The organism is Burkholderia sola (assembly GCF_905400185.1).
Lineage (GTDB): Bacteria > Pseudomonadota > Gammaproteobacteria > Burkholderiales > Burkholderiaceae > Burkholderia > Burkholderia sola.
On record NZ_FR989676.1, the window covers coordinates 398,949 to 413,042 of the forward strand.

Genomic DNA, 14,094 nt, shown 5'->3' on the forward strand with positions numbered 1-14,094 from the left:
CAACCCCGCAATCGGACGCATCGTGGACCTTCACACCCTCAACACCCCGGCCGCCTTGATCGACGTCGGCCGCATGCAGCGCAACATCGCGCGCATGCAGACGCATCTGGACGCACTCGGCGTGCGGTTCCGGCCGCACGTCAAGACCACCAAATGCCGGCACGTCGTCGACGCGCAGATCGCGGCGGGCGCGCAGGGCATCACGGTATCGACGCTCAAGGAAGCCGAGCAGTTCTTCGCGGACGGCATCCGCGACATCGTCTACGCGGTCGGCATGGTGCCCGCGAAGCTCGGCCAGGCGCTTGCGCTGCGTCGGCAAGGCTGCGACCTGAAGATCGTCGCCGACAGCCTGCCGGCCGCCCATGCGATCGCCGCGTTCGGGCGCGAGCACGGCGAACGTTTCGACGTATGGATCGAGGTCGACGTCGACGGCCACCGCTCGGGCATCCCGCCCGACGCCGATTTGCTGATCGATGTCGGCCGCGCGCTGACCGACGGCGGCATGCTGCTCGGCGGCGTGATGGCTCACGCGGGCTCCAGCTACGAATACGACACGCACGCAGCACTCGTCGCGATCGCCGAGCAGGAACGCAGCCGCACCGTGCGGGCCGCGGAGCGCCTGCGGGCCGCCGGGTTGCCGTGCCCGGTCGTGAGCATCGGGTCGACGCCCACCGCGCTGGCGGCGGAACGGCTCGACGGCGTGACCGAAGTGCGCGCCGGCGTGTACGTGATGTTCGACCTCGTGATGCACAACATCGGCGTGTGCGAGCCGTCCGACATCGCGCTGTCAGTGTTGACCACCGTCATCGGCCATCAGGAAGAGAAAGGCTGGGCGATCGTCGATGCGGGCTGGATGGCGATGAGCCGCGACCGCGGCACGCAGCGCCAGGCGCACGATTTCGGCTACGGGCAGGTCTGCACCGAAGCGGGCGACGTGCTCGGCGGCTACCTGCTGAGCGGCGCCAACCAGGAACACGGGATCGTGTCGCGAACCGGTACGCCGGATACGGGCATCGCGCAGCGGTTTCCAATCGGCACGCGGCTGCGCATCCTGCCGAATCATGCGTGCGCGACCGGCGCGCAGCATCCCGAATACCAGGCCGTCGGCGATGACGGCGCCGCGCAGACGTGGCCGCGCTTCTACGGGTGGTGAGCATCAGTCCCCGCCGCGTCATCCGCGCATTGACTATTCGTCCAAATCTGGACAAACTTTAAATACCCTGAATTCGCCTCGTGCCGACCAGGCACCCCCGACCATGCCGACCGACGCCCGCCTCCTTCTCCTCGACCGCGATGCCGTCGAGCCCGCCCTGCAAGCCGGGCAAGTGATGGCGGCCGTCCGCGAAGCCTTCGTGCTGCACAGTCAAAGGGCCGGACGCGTATTTCCGGTCGTGCGCGAGAAACTGCACACAGGCGGCGTGTTCGGCATCAAGTCGGGCGACGTCGCCGATCAGGACTTGCTCGGCTTCAAGGCGGCCGGGTTCTGGCCCGGCAATCGGGCGCGCGGCGGCGAGCCGCATCAGGCCACCGTCGCGTTGTTCGATCCGGCGACCGGCCGGCCGCTGTGCATCATGGACGGCAACGCGATCACCACCGCGCGAACCGGCGCCGCGGGCGGCCTCGGGCTGCAACAGCTCGCGCGTCGCGACAGCACGCGGCTCTGCGTGTTCGGCACCGGCGTGCAGGCGCGCGTGCAGCTCGACTACGCGCTCGCGCTGCTGCCGCAGCGATGCACGGTGCAGTACGTGACCGTCAACGGCGAGCCGGATCCGGCGTTCGAAACGCATTTCGTCGAACGGTGCACGATCGGCGTGGCGCGCGACCGGAACGATGCGGTCGCCCATAGCGACGTGGTGATCACAGCCACGCCCGGCGGCGGCGCGTTGTTCGACGCGGATGCGGTTCAGCCGGGCACCCACCTGACCTGCGTGGGCGCCGATACCGCGGGCAAGCGCGAACTACCGGCCGGCGTGCTGGAACGCGCGCGCATCGTCGTCGACGATCACGATCAGGCGCGCACCATCGGCGAGTGCCAGTGGGCGCCGGATTTGCCGCGCACGGAAATCGGTGACATCCTCGCGGGTGCGGCATCGGTCGATCGTGCCGCGCACGAGATCACCGTCTTCGACATGACGGGGCTCGCGCTGCAGGACCTGACCGTCGCGCGCTTCCTCTATCGACACGCGCTCGACAACGGCACCGGAACCGCCGTTCCGTGGCCCTGGTAAACGACTTCCCGCTTTCAACCGCCATGCGTCTCGCCAAAGTTTCCGCCGTCTCGTTCGACCTCGACGACACCCTGTGGCCGTTCGGGCCGTCCGTCGTACGGGCCGAGGCGACGCTTCGCGCATGGTTGATCGAGCACGCGCCGAATACCGAGCGCGTGCTGCCGACGCAACAGGCACTCGCAGCGCTACGTGAGGAATACGAACGGTTGCGCCCCGATCTCGCGAGCGACTATCGCGCGATGCGAATCGGGTCGATCCGGCTTGCGCTGGAGCGCGCGAACGAAGATGTCTCGCTGACCGAGCGCGCTTACGACGTCTTCTATGCGGCGCGCAATCGCGTCGAGTTCTACGAAGACGCGCTGCCGGCGCTCGCGTGGTTGAGCGCGCGCTTTCCGTTGATCGCGGTCACCAACGGTAACGCCGACCTTCGGCTCACGGGCGGCGGCGAATTCTTCCGCACGACGCTCAGCGCGCGTGCATTCGGCTTCGCCAAGCCGGAACCCGAGATCTTCCATGCGGCGGCGGACGCACTCGGCGTACGGCCGGCCGAATTGCTGCATGTCGGCGACGACTTCCACCTCGATATCGTCGGCGCGGTGAATGCGGGGCTTCAGGCCGCGTGGATCGTGCGCGAGCCTTCGGCTGAAGAAGAACCGACGCCCCCGCATGCGGTAACGCCGCATCTCAGGTTGAGCGATCTGGCGATGCTGTGCCGTGCGCTGGGTGCGCCCGATACGGTTTCGTGATCGCGGGCGGGCGCGGCGCGTCATGCCCACGCCGCGCATGGCCCGCCCGCGTTTCACCTTCACGCCGCCTTCCTCGCCTCCGCGATCCGCTGCGGCGCCTTCGGCCGCGCATACAGCCGTTCCAGATACGCGCGCAGTTGCGGGAACGGTTCGATCAAATGGCATTCGCTTGCCCAGTCGATCAGGTACGCCGTCACGCAATCGGCCACCGTCAGCGTATCGCCGACGATGAACTCGCGCCCCTCGAGATGCGTGTCGAGAATCGCGGCCATCGTCGCGAAATCCTCGCGCGCCAGTTCGATATCGGCCGGCGAGCGCTTCTCCGGCGGATAGAGGAACGTGTGCCGCGTGATCCGCCACAGCGGCTGCTCGAGCTCCGTCACCGCGAACATGACCCACCGATAGGCCTGCGCCCGCAGCGCCGGATCGACGGGCAGCAGCGCCTTCTCCGGGTACTTGTCCGCGAGATACAGCACGATCGCGGCCGATTCGGGAATCACGAGGTCGCCGTCCACCAGCACGGGCACCTTGCCGGCCGGATTGAGGCGCAGGAATTCGGGCCGCTTGTGCTCGCCCTCGAGCAGGTTGACCGACACGAATTCGAAATCCGCATCCAGTTCCTTCAGCCCCCACAGCGCGCGCTGCGAGCGCGTGCCGGCAAATCCGTAAAGCTTCATCGCCAGTCTCCATCCATGAATGTCGGGAAAATGTCTGCATGCCGGGCACGACGGATCGAACGAAGCGACGCGCGTCGCGCGGCATCACGCGTCGCTCACGCGCCGGGAATCGCCAGCACCGGCATCACGTCGACCGACACGCCCGGGAACAGCGTGAAATGCGGATGACCTTCGAACAGCGCGGCGGCCGCGTCGTGCGACGCCGCCCGCACGACGGTGAAGCCGGTCAACGCATTGGTCGTGTCGCGGATGCCGGCCGCGTCGATGTTCTTGGTCTTGCCGAGCGGCCCGCCCAGCTCGACGATCGCGTCGCGATGCCGGTCGACCCACGCATGCCATGCGGCGATGCCGTCGCGCTCGCGCGTGCGCCGCTCGTCCTCCGGCAGCGCGAGCCATGCCTTCATCGCCGGGCTATCCTGGCTCCCGAGAAATACGGCGAGATACAACTGTGGTTGCGCACTCATGCCTGCTCCTCCGATGACGGACGCGGCGGGTTGCCGCGCCTCGACCTTGACAAGATAGGTTGATATCAACACAATTGCAACATGGCACGAAAAGAAAAGCTTCCCTTCGAAACGACGCTGATGGTGCGCGATTGCTGCCTGTGTTTGCACATGCAGCGCGCGGCGCGCAATCTCGCGCGTATCTTCGACGACGTGCTGCGCCCGCTCGACCTCACCAACGGCCAGTTTTCGCTGCTGATGTCGTTGAACCGGCCGCAACCGGCGCCGATGAAATCGGTCGCGTCGCTGCTCGCGATGGACCGCACCACGCTCACCGCCGCGCTCAAGCCGCTCGAGCGGCGCGGCCTCGTCACGATCGTCCAGGATCCCGACGATGGACGCAGCCGCCTGCTCTCGCTGACGCCGGCCGGGCACGACCTGCTGGCCGAAGCGTTCCCGCTGTGGCAACAGGCGCACGCCGAGATCGAGCGGCCGTTCGCGCCGGGCGAAGTCGACCAGTTGCGCGGCCAGCTGCGCGCGCTATCGGTCGATCCGGGCTCGCGCGACTGAACGGCGCTCGGATCGCGCCGCGGCGGTCGCGCGCACTTCCTGTCACGCGCTGTCAGCAGACATTGCGCACGCCGGTCGCACCGCCCGATTCGGTGGCAATATCGCTCGGCACGACAATCAGTCCGGTATCCATCCATCAGGAGACGAGTATGGGCAACAACGAGAAAGGCGCGATTTTCCGGTCGCTTCACCGCGCGGGCCAGCCGCTCGCGCTGTTCAACGTGTGGGATGCCGGCAGTGCGCGCACGGCGGCCGACGCGGGCGCCGTCGCATTGGCCACCGGCAGTTGGTCGGTCGCGGCGGCCAACGGTTTCGCCGATGGCGAGCAGATGCCGCGCGCACTGATGATGGACGTGCTGGAGCGGATCGTGCGCGCGACGGACCTGCCCGTCACCGTCGATCTCGAAAGCGGGTACGGCGAACGGCCGGAGGATGTCGGCGACACGATCATGCTGAGCATCCAGGCCGGCGCGATCGGCTGCAACCTCGAAGACAGTTTTCCGGCCACGGGCGAACTGCGCGACGTCGACGAAGCGGCGGCCCGCGTCGCGGCAGCCCGGCAGGCGGCCGATCGCGCGGGCGCCGACTACTTCATCAACGCGCGCACCGACGTGTTCTTCACGGCGGCGGCCGATACGCACGACGAACGCCTGCTCGACGCGACGCTGGCGCGCGCCCGCGCGTATGCGGCCGCCGGCGCCGACGGCCTGTTCGTGCCGGGCCTGCGCTCGCCGGCGCTGATTCGCGCACTGACGGCCGCGTCGCCGCTGCCGGTGAACGTGATGCGCGTGTCGGAAACGCCGACGATCGCGGAACTCGCCGAGTACGGCGTGGCGCGCATCAGCCACGGGCCGTATCCGTATCTGCAGGCGATGAAAGCGCTGGCGGCGCTGGTCAAGCAAGGCGGGTAACGGCTTCACGGGGCGGCGGGTGCCTGCTGCCCATCAAACGACGACCTTCCGTGTCATCGGCGCCCGCTTCCGCGCTTCGGTTGTCGCGCGTTTGCCGCAGCGCGTGGGTCGGCCGCATGAGCGACGACGACGCGCGGCGCCTGCTCGACGCACACGCCCCGGCGCGCTGATCGGCGCTCAGGATGCCTTGATGAAGTCGATGAACGCGCGTAGCGCCGGCGGCACGAGCCGCCGCCCCGGGTAATACAGAAAAGGCCCCGAGAACGGCCGCCACCACGGTTCGAGCACAGGTTCGAGCGCGCCGCTGTCGACATGCGGGCGCAGCCAGTCTTCGAACAGATGCACGATGCCGGTACCGGCGATCGCCGCATCGACCATCAACTCCGTCGCCCCGCCGATCTGGACCAGCAACGGCCCCGCGGCCGGCTCGACCCGCACGACCTCGCCGTCGCGCTCGAACTCCCACGGCGGCATCGCGCCGCTGGCGAAACGCCCGCGCAGGCACCGATGGTCGAGCAGGTCGCGCGGATGTTGCGGCCGGCCGTGCCGGTCGAGATAGCCGGGCGCCGCCGCGGTCGCGAACCGCTGGATGCGCGGGCCGATCGGCACCGCGATCATGTCCTGTTCGAGCCGTTCGTCGTAGCGGATGCCCGCGTCGCATCCGGCCGCCAGCACGTCGACGAAACTTTCGTCGGCCGTCACTTCCAGCCGGATGTCCGGATACGCATCGAGAAAGCGCGGCACGATCGCCGGCAACACGAGCCGCGATGCGCTGACCGGCACGTTGAGCTTCAGCGTGCCGGCTGGTCGGCCGCGGAACTCGTCGATACCGTCGAGCGCCGCCGCCACTTCGGTCAGCGCCGGCCCGAGGCGCGCGAGCAGGCGCTCGCCGGCTTCGGTGGGCACGACGCTGCGCGTCGTGCGATGCAGCAGCCGCACGCCGAGCCGCGCTTCCAGCCGGCGCACGGCCTCGCTCAGCCCCGACGCGCTGAGGCCCGTCACGCGTGCGGCGTCGCGGAAGCCGCTCGCGCGTGCGACGGCCATGAATGCGTTCAGATCGCCGAGATCGGTTTGCATTGTTCGCCTTTTCGTACAACCCGTGCGAATTATGCCCGCTTATCGCGCAGCCGACTCGTCCTTATGCTGAACGCATTCATCTCTTCGACAGGAGCAAGGTCATGCCCGATATTCGCCACACCGCCACCTTCAGGCTCGGCGATCGCCACGTCAAACGGATCGGCTACGGCGCGATGCAGCTGGCGGGCCCCGGTGTATTCGGCCCGCCGAAAGATCGCGAGGCCGCATTGAACGTGTTGCGCGAAGCCGTGGAATCCGGCGTCGACCATCTCGACACCAGCGACTTCTACGGCCCGCATGTCACGAACCAGTTGATTCGCGACGCATTGCATCCGTACCGCGACGATCTCGTGATCGTCACCAAGATCGGTGCGCGGCGCGGCGACGACGCATCGTGGCTGCCCGCCTTCGCGCCCGACGAACTCGAACGGGCCGTGCACGACAACCTGCGCAACCTGGGGCTCGACGTGCTCGACGTCGTCAACCTGCGCATCATGTTCGACACGCACGGGCCGGCCGAAGGATCGATCGAAGCGCCGCTGACCACGCTCGCCGAGCTGCAGCGGCGCGGGCTCGTCCGGCACATCGGCCTGAGCAACGTCACGCCCGCACAGGTCGCGCAAGGCCGGCGGATCTGCGACATCGTCTGCGTGCAGAACCACTACAACATCGCGCATCGCGGCGACGATGCGCTGATCGACGCGCTGGCCCGTGACGGCATCGCGTACGTGCCGTACTTTCCGCTCGGCGGCTTCTCGCCGCTGCAGTCGTCGACGCTGTCCGGCGTCGCGGCCCGGATCGGCGCGACGCCGATGCAGGTCGCGCTCGCGTGGCTGCTGCGCCGCGCGCCGAATCTTCTGCTGATTCCCGGCACGTCGTCGGTCGCGCATCTGCGCGAGAATCTCGCGGCGGCCGATCTCGATCTGCCGGCCGACGCGCTCGCGGCACTCGACCGCATCGCGGACGCCGGCGCGGCCTGACGTGCGGCCGATCGCCCGGTAGCCCGTGCGACACGAGCCGCCGGGCCGCTAGGGCGTGTTCACGCTAATAACGGGTTTGCGAACGTGCCTTTCCGCCCGCAGTGCAAGGAGTAAGGAGCGCCGTTTGGCCGTGCCAAACAAGCGACGCACGACGCCGCAATGTGGGCGGAAAGGCACGTTCCCCTGTTTGGAAAAATTCATTCGCGGGGCTGGCCCCCAGAAGGGCCGATCGCCGCGTCATGCTCCTCGCGAATACGTCGAGTATTCGCTTCGTCGCAATCCTCGCGCTCGGCCCTTCTGGGGGCCAGCGCAAACCCGTTATTAGCGTGAACACGCCCTAGGCCGCCAGACGGTCAGGACGCGACCACGCCGACCCGCTTCGGCACGCCGGTCACGATCGTCGCGACCGCCACCGCGAGCACGATCGCCGCGCCGACGAACACGCCTGCCGCGCCGTTCGCGTCGAACACGACGCCGCCGACGGCCGCGCCCGTCGCGATCGCAAGCTGGATCGCCGCGACGATCAACCCGCCCGCGCTCTCGGCTTCGTCGGGCACGGTGCGCGTCACCCACGTCGACCATGCGACCGGCACGCCGCCGAACGCCATCCCCCACAACGCGACCAATACCGCGTCGATCATCGGCGCGCGGCCGAGCACGACGAGCGCGATGCCGAGCACGACCATCAACGCGGGCATGCCGATCAGCATCGGCCGCAGCCGGTGTTCGAGCACGCGGCCCGCGAGCGACGTGCCGACGAAGTTCGCGATGCCGTAGCCGAGCAGGATCGCCGACAGTCCGTTCACGCCGACGCCCGCCACCTGTTCGAGGAACGGCCGCAGATACGTGAAGAACGCGAAATGCCCGGTGAACACGAGGATCGTCGCGAACATCCCGAGGCCGACGGTCGGCCGGCGCAGCACGTCGATCAGCGTGCGCAGTCGCGTCGTGCCGCTCGGCGGCATCGACGGCAGCGTGAGGATCTGCGACACGAACGCGATGCCGCCGATCACGGCCGCGATCAGGAACACGTTGCGCCAGCCGATCAGGTGGCCGAAGTAGCTGCCCATCGGCGCGGACGCGATCGTCGCGACCGCCACGCCGCTGAACATGATCGACAGCGCGCGCGGCACCATCGCCGTCGGCACGAGCCGCATCGCGGTGGCGGTCGCCATCGTCCAGAAGCCGCCGAGCGCGATGCCGAGCACGACGCGGCCGAACAGCAGCACGCCCAGGTTCGGCGCGAACGCGACGGCGAGGTTCGATGCGACGAGCAGCACCGAGAACACGAGCAGCACGCGCCGCCGGTCGATCGTGCGCGTGAGCGCCGAGATCAGCAGGCTCGTGACGAGCGCGACCGTGGCCGTGGCCGTGACGGCTTGCCCGGCCACGCCTTCGGTCACGCCGAGGCTGTCGGCCATCGGCGTCAGCAGGCTCGCCGGCAGGAATTCGGCCGTGACGAGCCCGAACACGCCGAGCGCCATCGCGAATACCGCGCCCCAGGCCGGTTCGCGGGGGGCCGCCGTCGAGGCGGCCGAGGAGATTCCGGGATTCATGCGGGATTCCGTGTCGGTTAGGGAAAATACTGATGAGGGCGTATCGTAAGGAACAGCGGCAGGACGGTCTATGACATACAATCCGTTGTTATTGATCGTTCGTCCGAATCTCGCCATGTCCGAGCCCCTGCTTCCCCCGATCCCCGACGCGCACGACCTCGTCAGCGAGTTGCTGCTGGGGATGCGCCTGAGCGGCGTCCAGTACCGCCGCATCCAGGTCGCGCGGCCGTTCGGGCTGAATTTCGGCCATGCGCCGGGCCGCGCGCAGTTTCATTTCGTGGTGCGCGGGCCGGTGCTGCTGCGCGACGCGTCGGGTGAGACGATGCGGCTCGAGGCCGGCGACGCGATCCTGTTGCCGCACGGCGGCATGCACGCGCTGGTATCCGATCCGGATGTGCCATGCCGCGAGATCAACGGCTTCGAGATCGCGAAGATCTGCGATACGGTCGCGTCGGTGGCGTCGGCCGGCGTGTCGCCCGCGACCTGCGCGACGACGGAGCCCGGCGCCGGCGATGCGCTGATCTTCAGCGCGTGCATGGAGCTCGACCTCGGCGGCATGCAGCCGCTGGTCGGCACGATGCCCGCGTTCATGCACGTGGGCACGCTGCTCGCGCGCTACCCGGAGATCCGTCCGATGCTCGACGCGATGGAGCGCGAAGCGTGCACGGCGCGCGCGGGCTTCGCGGGCATCCTCGCGCGGCTCGCGGACGTGGTCGCCGCGTTCATCGTGCGCGGCTGGGTCGAGTGCGGATGCGGCGACGCGACCGGCTGGGTGCAGGCGCTGCGCGAGCCGAAGCTCGGCCGCGCGATCGTCGCGCTGCATCGCGACCCGGGCCGCAACTGGAGCGTCGCGGAGCTCGCGACCGAAGCGGGCGTGTCGCGCTCGGTGTTCGCCGAGCGCTTCCTCGCGGCGACCGGGATGACGCCCGTGCGCTACCTGACCGAACTGCGGATGCGGCTCGCCGCGCAGTGGATCGCACGCGACCGCGAGACGATCGAAGCGGTCGCGTACCGGCTCGGCTACGGTTCGCTCGCCGCGTTCAGCCGCGCGTTCAAGCGCGTGGTCGGCAAGCCGCCGGGCGCCGTGCGCGCGGACGGCGACGTGCGCGCCGAAGCGTAACGCCCGGCGCGCGGCGTCGGCGCCGGGCCGCCCTGCATCACTTCAACGCGTCGAGCCGGTCGACCAGCGCCGTCGCGCACTGCACGGCGAGCGCCGCGCACTGCTCCACATCGACTGCCGCGCCGGTCGCGACCGTGCCCTGCACGATCCTGCCCAGCAATTCCTTCGAGAGTTCGGCGATCTCGTGATCCCGTTCCGTCATGATGTCCTCCTGCGCGTCGGCGATTCCGGTGATTCGCCCGTTCGGAGCGAATGCCGTGCCCGCGCCGTTCAACGCGGCTTCGCCCGCACGACGATCTGCGCCTGCGTGTCGCGCTCGATGCGCTCGAGCGACGCGCGCAGCGCCGCGAACTCGTCCGGCGTGCATACCTGACGGCCGAAATCCGCGCTCATCCGCCGCGTGACCTGCACGACGCGCGCGGCCGCATCGAACACGTAATGCGACGTGAAATCGACGAAGCGGTCGTGCACGGCCGCATCGGCCGGCAGGTCGGTCACGACCACGCCCGCCGGCAGCACGATCTGGCCAGTCTCGTCGAACGTGCCGCCGACGCAGCCCCACGGCTGCGTGCGCACGGGCTCGGCCAGCCAGGTTTCGACCTGCGTCGCGATACCGCCCGTCAGGCTCGACAGCGCGGGCAACGCGGTCGTGCCGTCCGGCCACACGAAATGATCGAGCGTGCCGGCGATCGTCACATCGAACGGCCCGTCGGTCGCGCGCCGGTCGCTGGTCGACAGTTGCGCGCGGCCGCGCAGGCTGCTTTGCCGCAAACGCTCGTTCGCCAGTTGCGCGAGGCGGTCGCGCGACGCGCGGCGAAACAGGTTGCGTTCGAGTTCGGCGGTCCAGCCGTCATCCTGCACATAAGCCTGAACACGCGCGGCGCCCGGCTGCGCGGCATCGATCGCGATTCGCGCGGTGCGGCCGCGCGGCTGCGTGGCCGGCGTGCGCGACAGCACGCCGGTATCGACGAGCAGCGCCGGGCGGTCCATCACGATCGGCGGCAGGTAGCCGAACGCGATGCCAGCCGTCGTCGTATCCGCGTAGAGCCGGAGATCGGGCAGCCACGTAATCGCATGGTTGATCGCGCCGCCGCCGTAGCCGGGCACCGACGGCAGCGTGTACACGGCGCCGAGATTGATCAGCACCGGTTCGCTGCGAATGCCGACCGCCGCGAGCAACGCGCCGAACAGCGCGACGTGATCCTTGCAGTCGCCGTAGCGGTTGCGCAGGATGTCGGTCACGCGATGCGGCGCGGCGGCCGTTTCGCCGAGAAACAGCCCGACGTAGCGCACGTTCGCCTGCACCCAGTCGTACAGGATGCGCGCCCTGTCGCGCGGATCGACGGCATTCGCGGTGAGCGCGCGCGCCAGTTGCACGACGGCCGGATCGTTCGCGCTCGGGTCGACGGCCGCGTTGCGGTAGCGTGCGGCGAACGCCGCGTAGTCGGGCAGCGTCGACACGACGAGCCGGTCGCCGTAGGTCGGATAGCCGACCGCGCCGCTCTCGATGCGGTCGTACGCGCCGTGCCGGTAGTCGAATTCGTAGCGCGTGCGGCCGTTCGCCGTGACGGGCGGCAGCGCGACGTAGCCCCGCGCATCCGCATACAGCGGCATGTCGGCCGGCAGGTCGAAGATCAGCCGCTGGCTGTCGACCGGCTCGCGCGACGGCTCGACGGTGTAGCCGAAATAGCCGCGATTGACCGGCTTCGTGCGGGTCTTGCGGAACGCGACGCGCGTGCTCGACCCGGCCTCGACGCCGGGAAACACGACGGTGCGCAGCAGCCCGTCCTGGAACGTCGGCGCGCCGGCCGAGCGCGGCTCCTGCACGTCGCGGATGCCGTCCGCACCGACCGGATGCGCGACGCCGTCGCGGTCGATCGTCTCGGCCGCGACCAGCTCGACCTTCTCGAGATTCCTGTCGAACCACACGTAGCGCTGCGCGACCGCGTCGATGCCGTTCGCGTCGTTCGCGCGCAGCGTCGAATCGTCGTGCTCGTCGAGCGAACCGTCGTGCTGGATCACGAACTCGTGGACGTCGCTGACGAGCGTGACGGGCGCCGCATCGGCTGCCGCGCGCGAGTCGCTCATGTCGCCCATGCCGCCCGTGTCGCGCATATCGGCCACGGCCGTACCCGCGCCGAGCGCCACGGCGCACGCGAACAGGCAGCCGGTCCATCGGGAAGGAAAACGCACCACGTCGAAGTTCTCCGCGCGTTCGTTGCCGGACGCCAGCGCCGCGCGCCGGCGCGGCAGCCGTGCCTGCATGACGCGCACATGACGGCCGCCCGCGCCACCCGCGCGCGTGGCCGTCGTGCGGCCCAGTGTGGGCGCCGTGCCGGCGAGCGTCAAGCCGCGCCGTCGGGAAGGAAACGTGATGCCGAGCGACGGCGCTTTCGAGATCCGTTGACCGCGTGATTGCGTTCGCGTCGCGGGCGGCGTGATCGGCTTCGGCATCTTGCCGACGGCGCGGCATCTCGAGCGGCGGCGTCCGAAACCGATCGACACCGCGCGGCCATGTGCGCCGCGCGATCTCTCACGCTCGCGGCGAGACGAGCCGCCCCAACGCCGGTCGCCCGACCCGCCACGGCCGATCGGCGTCCCGACGCGCTTTCCGGCGCGTAAGCGACCGGCGACGCCGGCCGCGTCATCGCCGCCGCGCCCGCTCCGCGCCAGCCCCCTCCGCCCCGCCGACGTCGGCCCCTCGTTCCGCCGTCCGTCGTCCCCGCCGCTTCGCCCGAACGCGATCCGCACCGGCGTCCCGGTCGTGCGTTTTTCCCCGCAATTCGACATTTGTGCGCGCGCAACAATGGCGATGCCTCGCGCCGGGCGCCATGCAGGCGACCCGATTCCCGCATGGCGCCTGGCGCGGCGCGCTTTAAAAACCACATCTCACGAGGACATACCATGCAACTCCAATCTCATCCGGCATGCCGCCCGTTTTACGAAGCCGGCGAACTCTCGCAACTGACCGCCTTCTACGAAGAAGGCCGCAATGTCATGTGGATGATGCTGCGATCGGAGCCGCGGCCGTGTTTCAACCAGCAACTCGTCACCGACATCATCCATCTCGCGCGCGTCGCACGCGACTCGGGCCTCACGTTCGACTTCTGGGTGACGGGCTCGCTCGTCCCCGAGCTGTTCAACGTCGGCGGCGACCTGAGCTTCTTCGTCGACGCGATCCGCAGCGGCCGGCGCGATCAACTGATGGCCTACGCGCGCTCGTGCATCGACGGCGTGTACGAGATCTACACCGGCTTCGGCACCGGCGCGATCTCGATCGCGATGGTCGAGGGCAGCGCGCTCGGCGGCGGCTTCGAGGCCGCGCTCGCGCATCACTACGTGCTCGCGCAGAAGGGCGTGAAACTCGGGTTCCCCGAGATCGCGTTCAACCTGTTCCCGGGCATGGGCGGCTATTCGCTGGTCGCGCGCAAGGCGAACCGCGGCCTCGCGGAATCGCTGATCGCGACCGGCGAAGCGCATGCGGCCGAGTGGTACGAAGATCAGGGGCTGATCGACGAGACGTTCGAAGCAGGTGATGCGTATCTGGCGACGCGCACCTTCATCGACGTGGCGAAGCCGAAGCTGAACGGCATCCGCGCGATGCTGCGCGCCCGCGATCGCGTGTTCCAGCTGTCGCGCTCGGAGCTGATGGACATCACGGAAGCGTGGGTGCATGCGGCGTTCACGATCGAGCCGAAGGACCTCGCGTACATGGAACGCCTGGTGATGCTGCAGAACCGGCGCGTGTCGAAGTTGCGCACGGTGTAATGCGACGGGCGCCGCCGA

General features: G+C 69.2%; 14 protein-coding genes. 8 read left to right on the top strand and 6 right to left on the bottom strand.

Annotation, left to right across the window (positions count from 1 at the left end):
- Positions 1 to 22 precede the first annotated feature (22 nt).
- The 3 genes from KR541_RS18265 to KR541_RS18275 all read left to right on the top strand — a co-directional run bounded on the left by KR541_RS18265 (position 23) and on the right by KR541_RS18275 (position 2,974).
- Positions 23 to 1,153, top strand: a complete 1,131-nt coding sequence (locus tag KR541_RS18265) for a DSD1 family PLP-dependent enzyme (RefSeq protein ID WP_050014357.1) — start codon at positions 23 to 25, stop codon at positions 1,151 to 1,153.
- A 103-nt stretch (positions 1,154 to 1,256) separates the two neighbouring features.
- Positions 1,257 to 2,228, top strand: coding sequence for an ornithine cyclodeaminase family protein (locus KR541_RS18270; RefSeq protein ID WP_050014355.1), 972 nt, complete (start codon positions 1,257 to 1,259; stop codon positions 2,226 to 2,228).
- Between the two features lie 23 nt (positions 2,229 to 2,251).
- The gene (locus KR541_RS18275) at positions 2,252 to 2,974 is read left to right on the top strand and encodes an HAD family hydrolase (RefSeq protein ID WP_050014354.1); all 723 of its coding nucleotides are present in this window, start codon (positions 2,252 to 2,254) and stop codon (positions 2,972 to 2,974) included.
- A 59-nt stretch (positions 2,975 to 3,033) separates the two neighbouring features.
- Here KR541_RS18275 and KR541_RS18280 read toward each other — a convergent pair whose 3' ends face one another.
- A complete protein-coding gene (locus KR541_RS18280; protein WP_050014353.1) occupies positions 3,034 to 3,651 on the bottom strand; it encodes a glutathione S-transferase family protein in 618 nt (205 codons plus the stop codon).
- 95 nt (positions 3,652 to 3,746) lie between these two features.
- Complete coding sequence (locus KR541_RS18285; RefSeq protein WP_050014352.1) at positions 3,747 to 4,115, bottom strand: hypothetical protein; 369 nt, start codon at positions 4,113 to 4,115, stop codon at positions 3,747 to 3,749.
- Positions 4,116 to 4,196: 81 nt separating this feature from the next.
- Between KR541_RS18285 and KR541_RS18290 the strand changes: the two genes are divergently transcribed.
- Together KR541_RS18290 and KR541_RS18295 are read left to right on the top strand one after the other, a co-directional pair.
- Positions 4,197 to 4,664 carry a MarR family winged helix-turn-helix transcriptional regulator gene (locus KR541_RS18290; RefSeq protein ID WP_050014351.1) on the top strand — a complete coding sequence of 156 codons (468 nt, stop codon included), beginning with the start codon at positions 4,197 to 4,199 and terminating at the stop codon, positions 4,662 to 4,664.
- Positions 4,665 to 4,813: 149 nt separating this feature from the next.
- Positions 4,814 to 5,575 carry an isocitrate lyase/PEP mutase family protein gene (locus KR541_RS18295; RefSeq protein ID WP_050014349.1) on the top strand — a complete coding sequence of 254 codons (762 nt, stop codon included), beginning with the start codon at positions 4,814 to 4,816 and terminating at the stop codon, positions 5,573 to 5,575.
- 177 nt (positions 5,576 to 5,752) lie between these two features.
- On the opposite strand, the gene KR541_RS18300 is transcribed toward KR541_RS18295, so the two are convergent.
- On the bottom strand, positions 5,753 to 6,652 hold the full coding sequence (locus KR541_RS18300) for a LysR family transcriptional regulator (RefSeq protein ID WP_050014347.1): 900 nt from the start codon (positions 6,650 to 6,652) through the stop codon (positions 5,753 to 5,755).
- A 101-nt stretch (positions 6,653 to 6,753) separates the two neighbouring features.
- Here KR541_RS18300 and KR541_RS18305 point away from each other — a divergent pair, with 101 nt between their 5' ends.
- Complete coding sequence (locus KR541_RS18305) at positions 6,754 to 7,632, top strand: aldo/keto reductase family oxidoreductase (RefSeq protein ID WP_050014346.1); 879 nt, start codon at positions 6,754 to 6,756, stop codon at positions 7,630 to 7,632.
- Positions 7,633 to 7,985: 353 nt separating this feature from the next.
- On the opposite strand, the gene KR541_RS18310 is transcribed toward KR541_RS18305, so the two are convergent.
- Complete coding sequence (locus tag KR541_RS18310; protein ID WP_050017227.1) at positions 7,986 to 9,188, bottom strand: MFS transporter; 1,203 nt, start codon at positions 9,186 to 9,188, stop codon at positions 7,986 to 7,988.
- Positions 9,189 to 9,258: 70 nt separating this feature from the next.
- Here KR541_RS18310 and KR541_RS18315 point away from each other — a divergent pair, with 70 nt between their 5' ends.
- Entirely contained in the window at positions 9,259 to 10,308 is a 1,050-nt protein-coding gene (locus KR541_RS18315; protein ID WP_089489021.1) for an AraC family transcriptional regulator, read from the top strand.
- A 37-nt stretch (positions 10,309 to 10,345) separates the two neighbouring features.
- Here KR541_RS18315 and KR541_RS18320 read toward each other — a convergent pair whose 3' ends face one another.
- A complete protein-coding gene (locus tag KR541_RS18320; protein WP_012338702.1) occupies positions 10,346 to 10,510 on the bottom strand; it encodes a hypothetical protein in 165 nt (54 codons plus the stop codon).
- Between the two features lie 68 nt (positions 10,511 to 10,578).
- Positions 10,579 to 12,504, bottom strand: a complete 1,926-nt coding sequence (locus KR541_RS18325) for a DUF3857 domain-containing transglutaminase family protein (RefSeq protein WP_216089996.1) — start codon at positions 12,502 to 12,504, stop codon at positions 10,579 to 10,581.
- 708 nt (positions 12,505 to 13,212) lie between these two features.
- Between KR541_RS18325 and KR541_RS18330 the strand changes: the two genes are divergently transcribed.
- Entirely contained in the window at positions 13,213 to 14,076 is an 864-nt protein-coding gene (locus tag KR541_RS18330) for a crotonase/enoyl-CoA hydratase family protein (RefSeq protein WP_050017230.1), read from the top strand.
- Positions 14,077 to 14,094 lie beyond the last annotated feature (18 nt).

Bases quoted from the DNA above. Each gene is read 5' to 3' on its own strand.
- KR541_RS18270 (WP_050014355.1), top strand. From the start codon at position 1,257: ATGCCGACCGACGCCCGCCTCCTTCTCCTCGACCGCGATGCCGTCGAG.
- KR541_RS18275 (WP_050014354.1), top strand. From the start codon at position 2,252: ATGCGTCTCGCCAAAGTTTCCGCCGTCTCGTTCGACCTCGACGACACC.
- KR541_RS18280 (WP_050014353.1), bottom strand. From the start codon at position 3,651: ATGAAGCTTTACGGATTTGCCGGCACGCGCTCGCAGCGCGCGCTGTGG.
- KR541_RS18285 (WP_050014352.1), bottom strand. From the start codon at position 4,115: ATGAGTGCGCAACCACAGTTGTATCTCGCCGTATTTCTCGGGAGCCAG.
- KR541_RS18290 (WP_050014351.1), top strand. From the start codon at position 4,197: ATGGCACGAAAAGAAAAGCTTCCCTTCGAAACGACGCTGATGGTGCGC.
- KR541_RS18295 (WP_050014349.1), top strand. From the start codon at position 4,814: ATGGGCAACAACGAGAAAGGCGCGATTTTCCGGTCGCTTCACCGCGCG.
- KR541_RS18300 (WP_050014347.1), bottom strand. From the start codon at position 6,652: ATGCAAACCGATCTCGGCGATCTGAACGCATTCATGGCCGTCGCACGC.
- KR541_RS18305 (WP_050014346.1), top strand. From the start codon at position 6,754: ATGCCCGATATTCGCCACACCGCCACCTTCAGGCTCGGCGATCGCCAC.
- KR541_RS18310 (WP_050017227.1), bottom strand. From the start codon at position 9,188: ATGAATCCCGGAATCTCCTCGGCCGCCTCGACGGCGGCCCCCCGCGAA.
- KR541_RS18315 (WP_089489021.1), top strand. From the start codon at position 9,259: ATGACATACAATCCGTTGTTATTGATCGTTCGTCCGAATCTCGCCATG.
- KR541_RS18320 (WP_012338702.1), bottom strand. From the start codon at position 10,510: ATGACGGAACGGGATCACGAGATCGCCGAACTCTCGAAGGAATTGCTG.
- KR541_RS18330 (WP_050017230.1), top strand. From the start codon at position 13,213: ATGCAACTCCAATCTCATCCGGCATGCCGCCCGTTTTACGAAGCCGGC.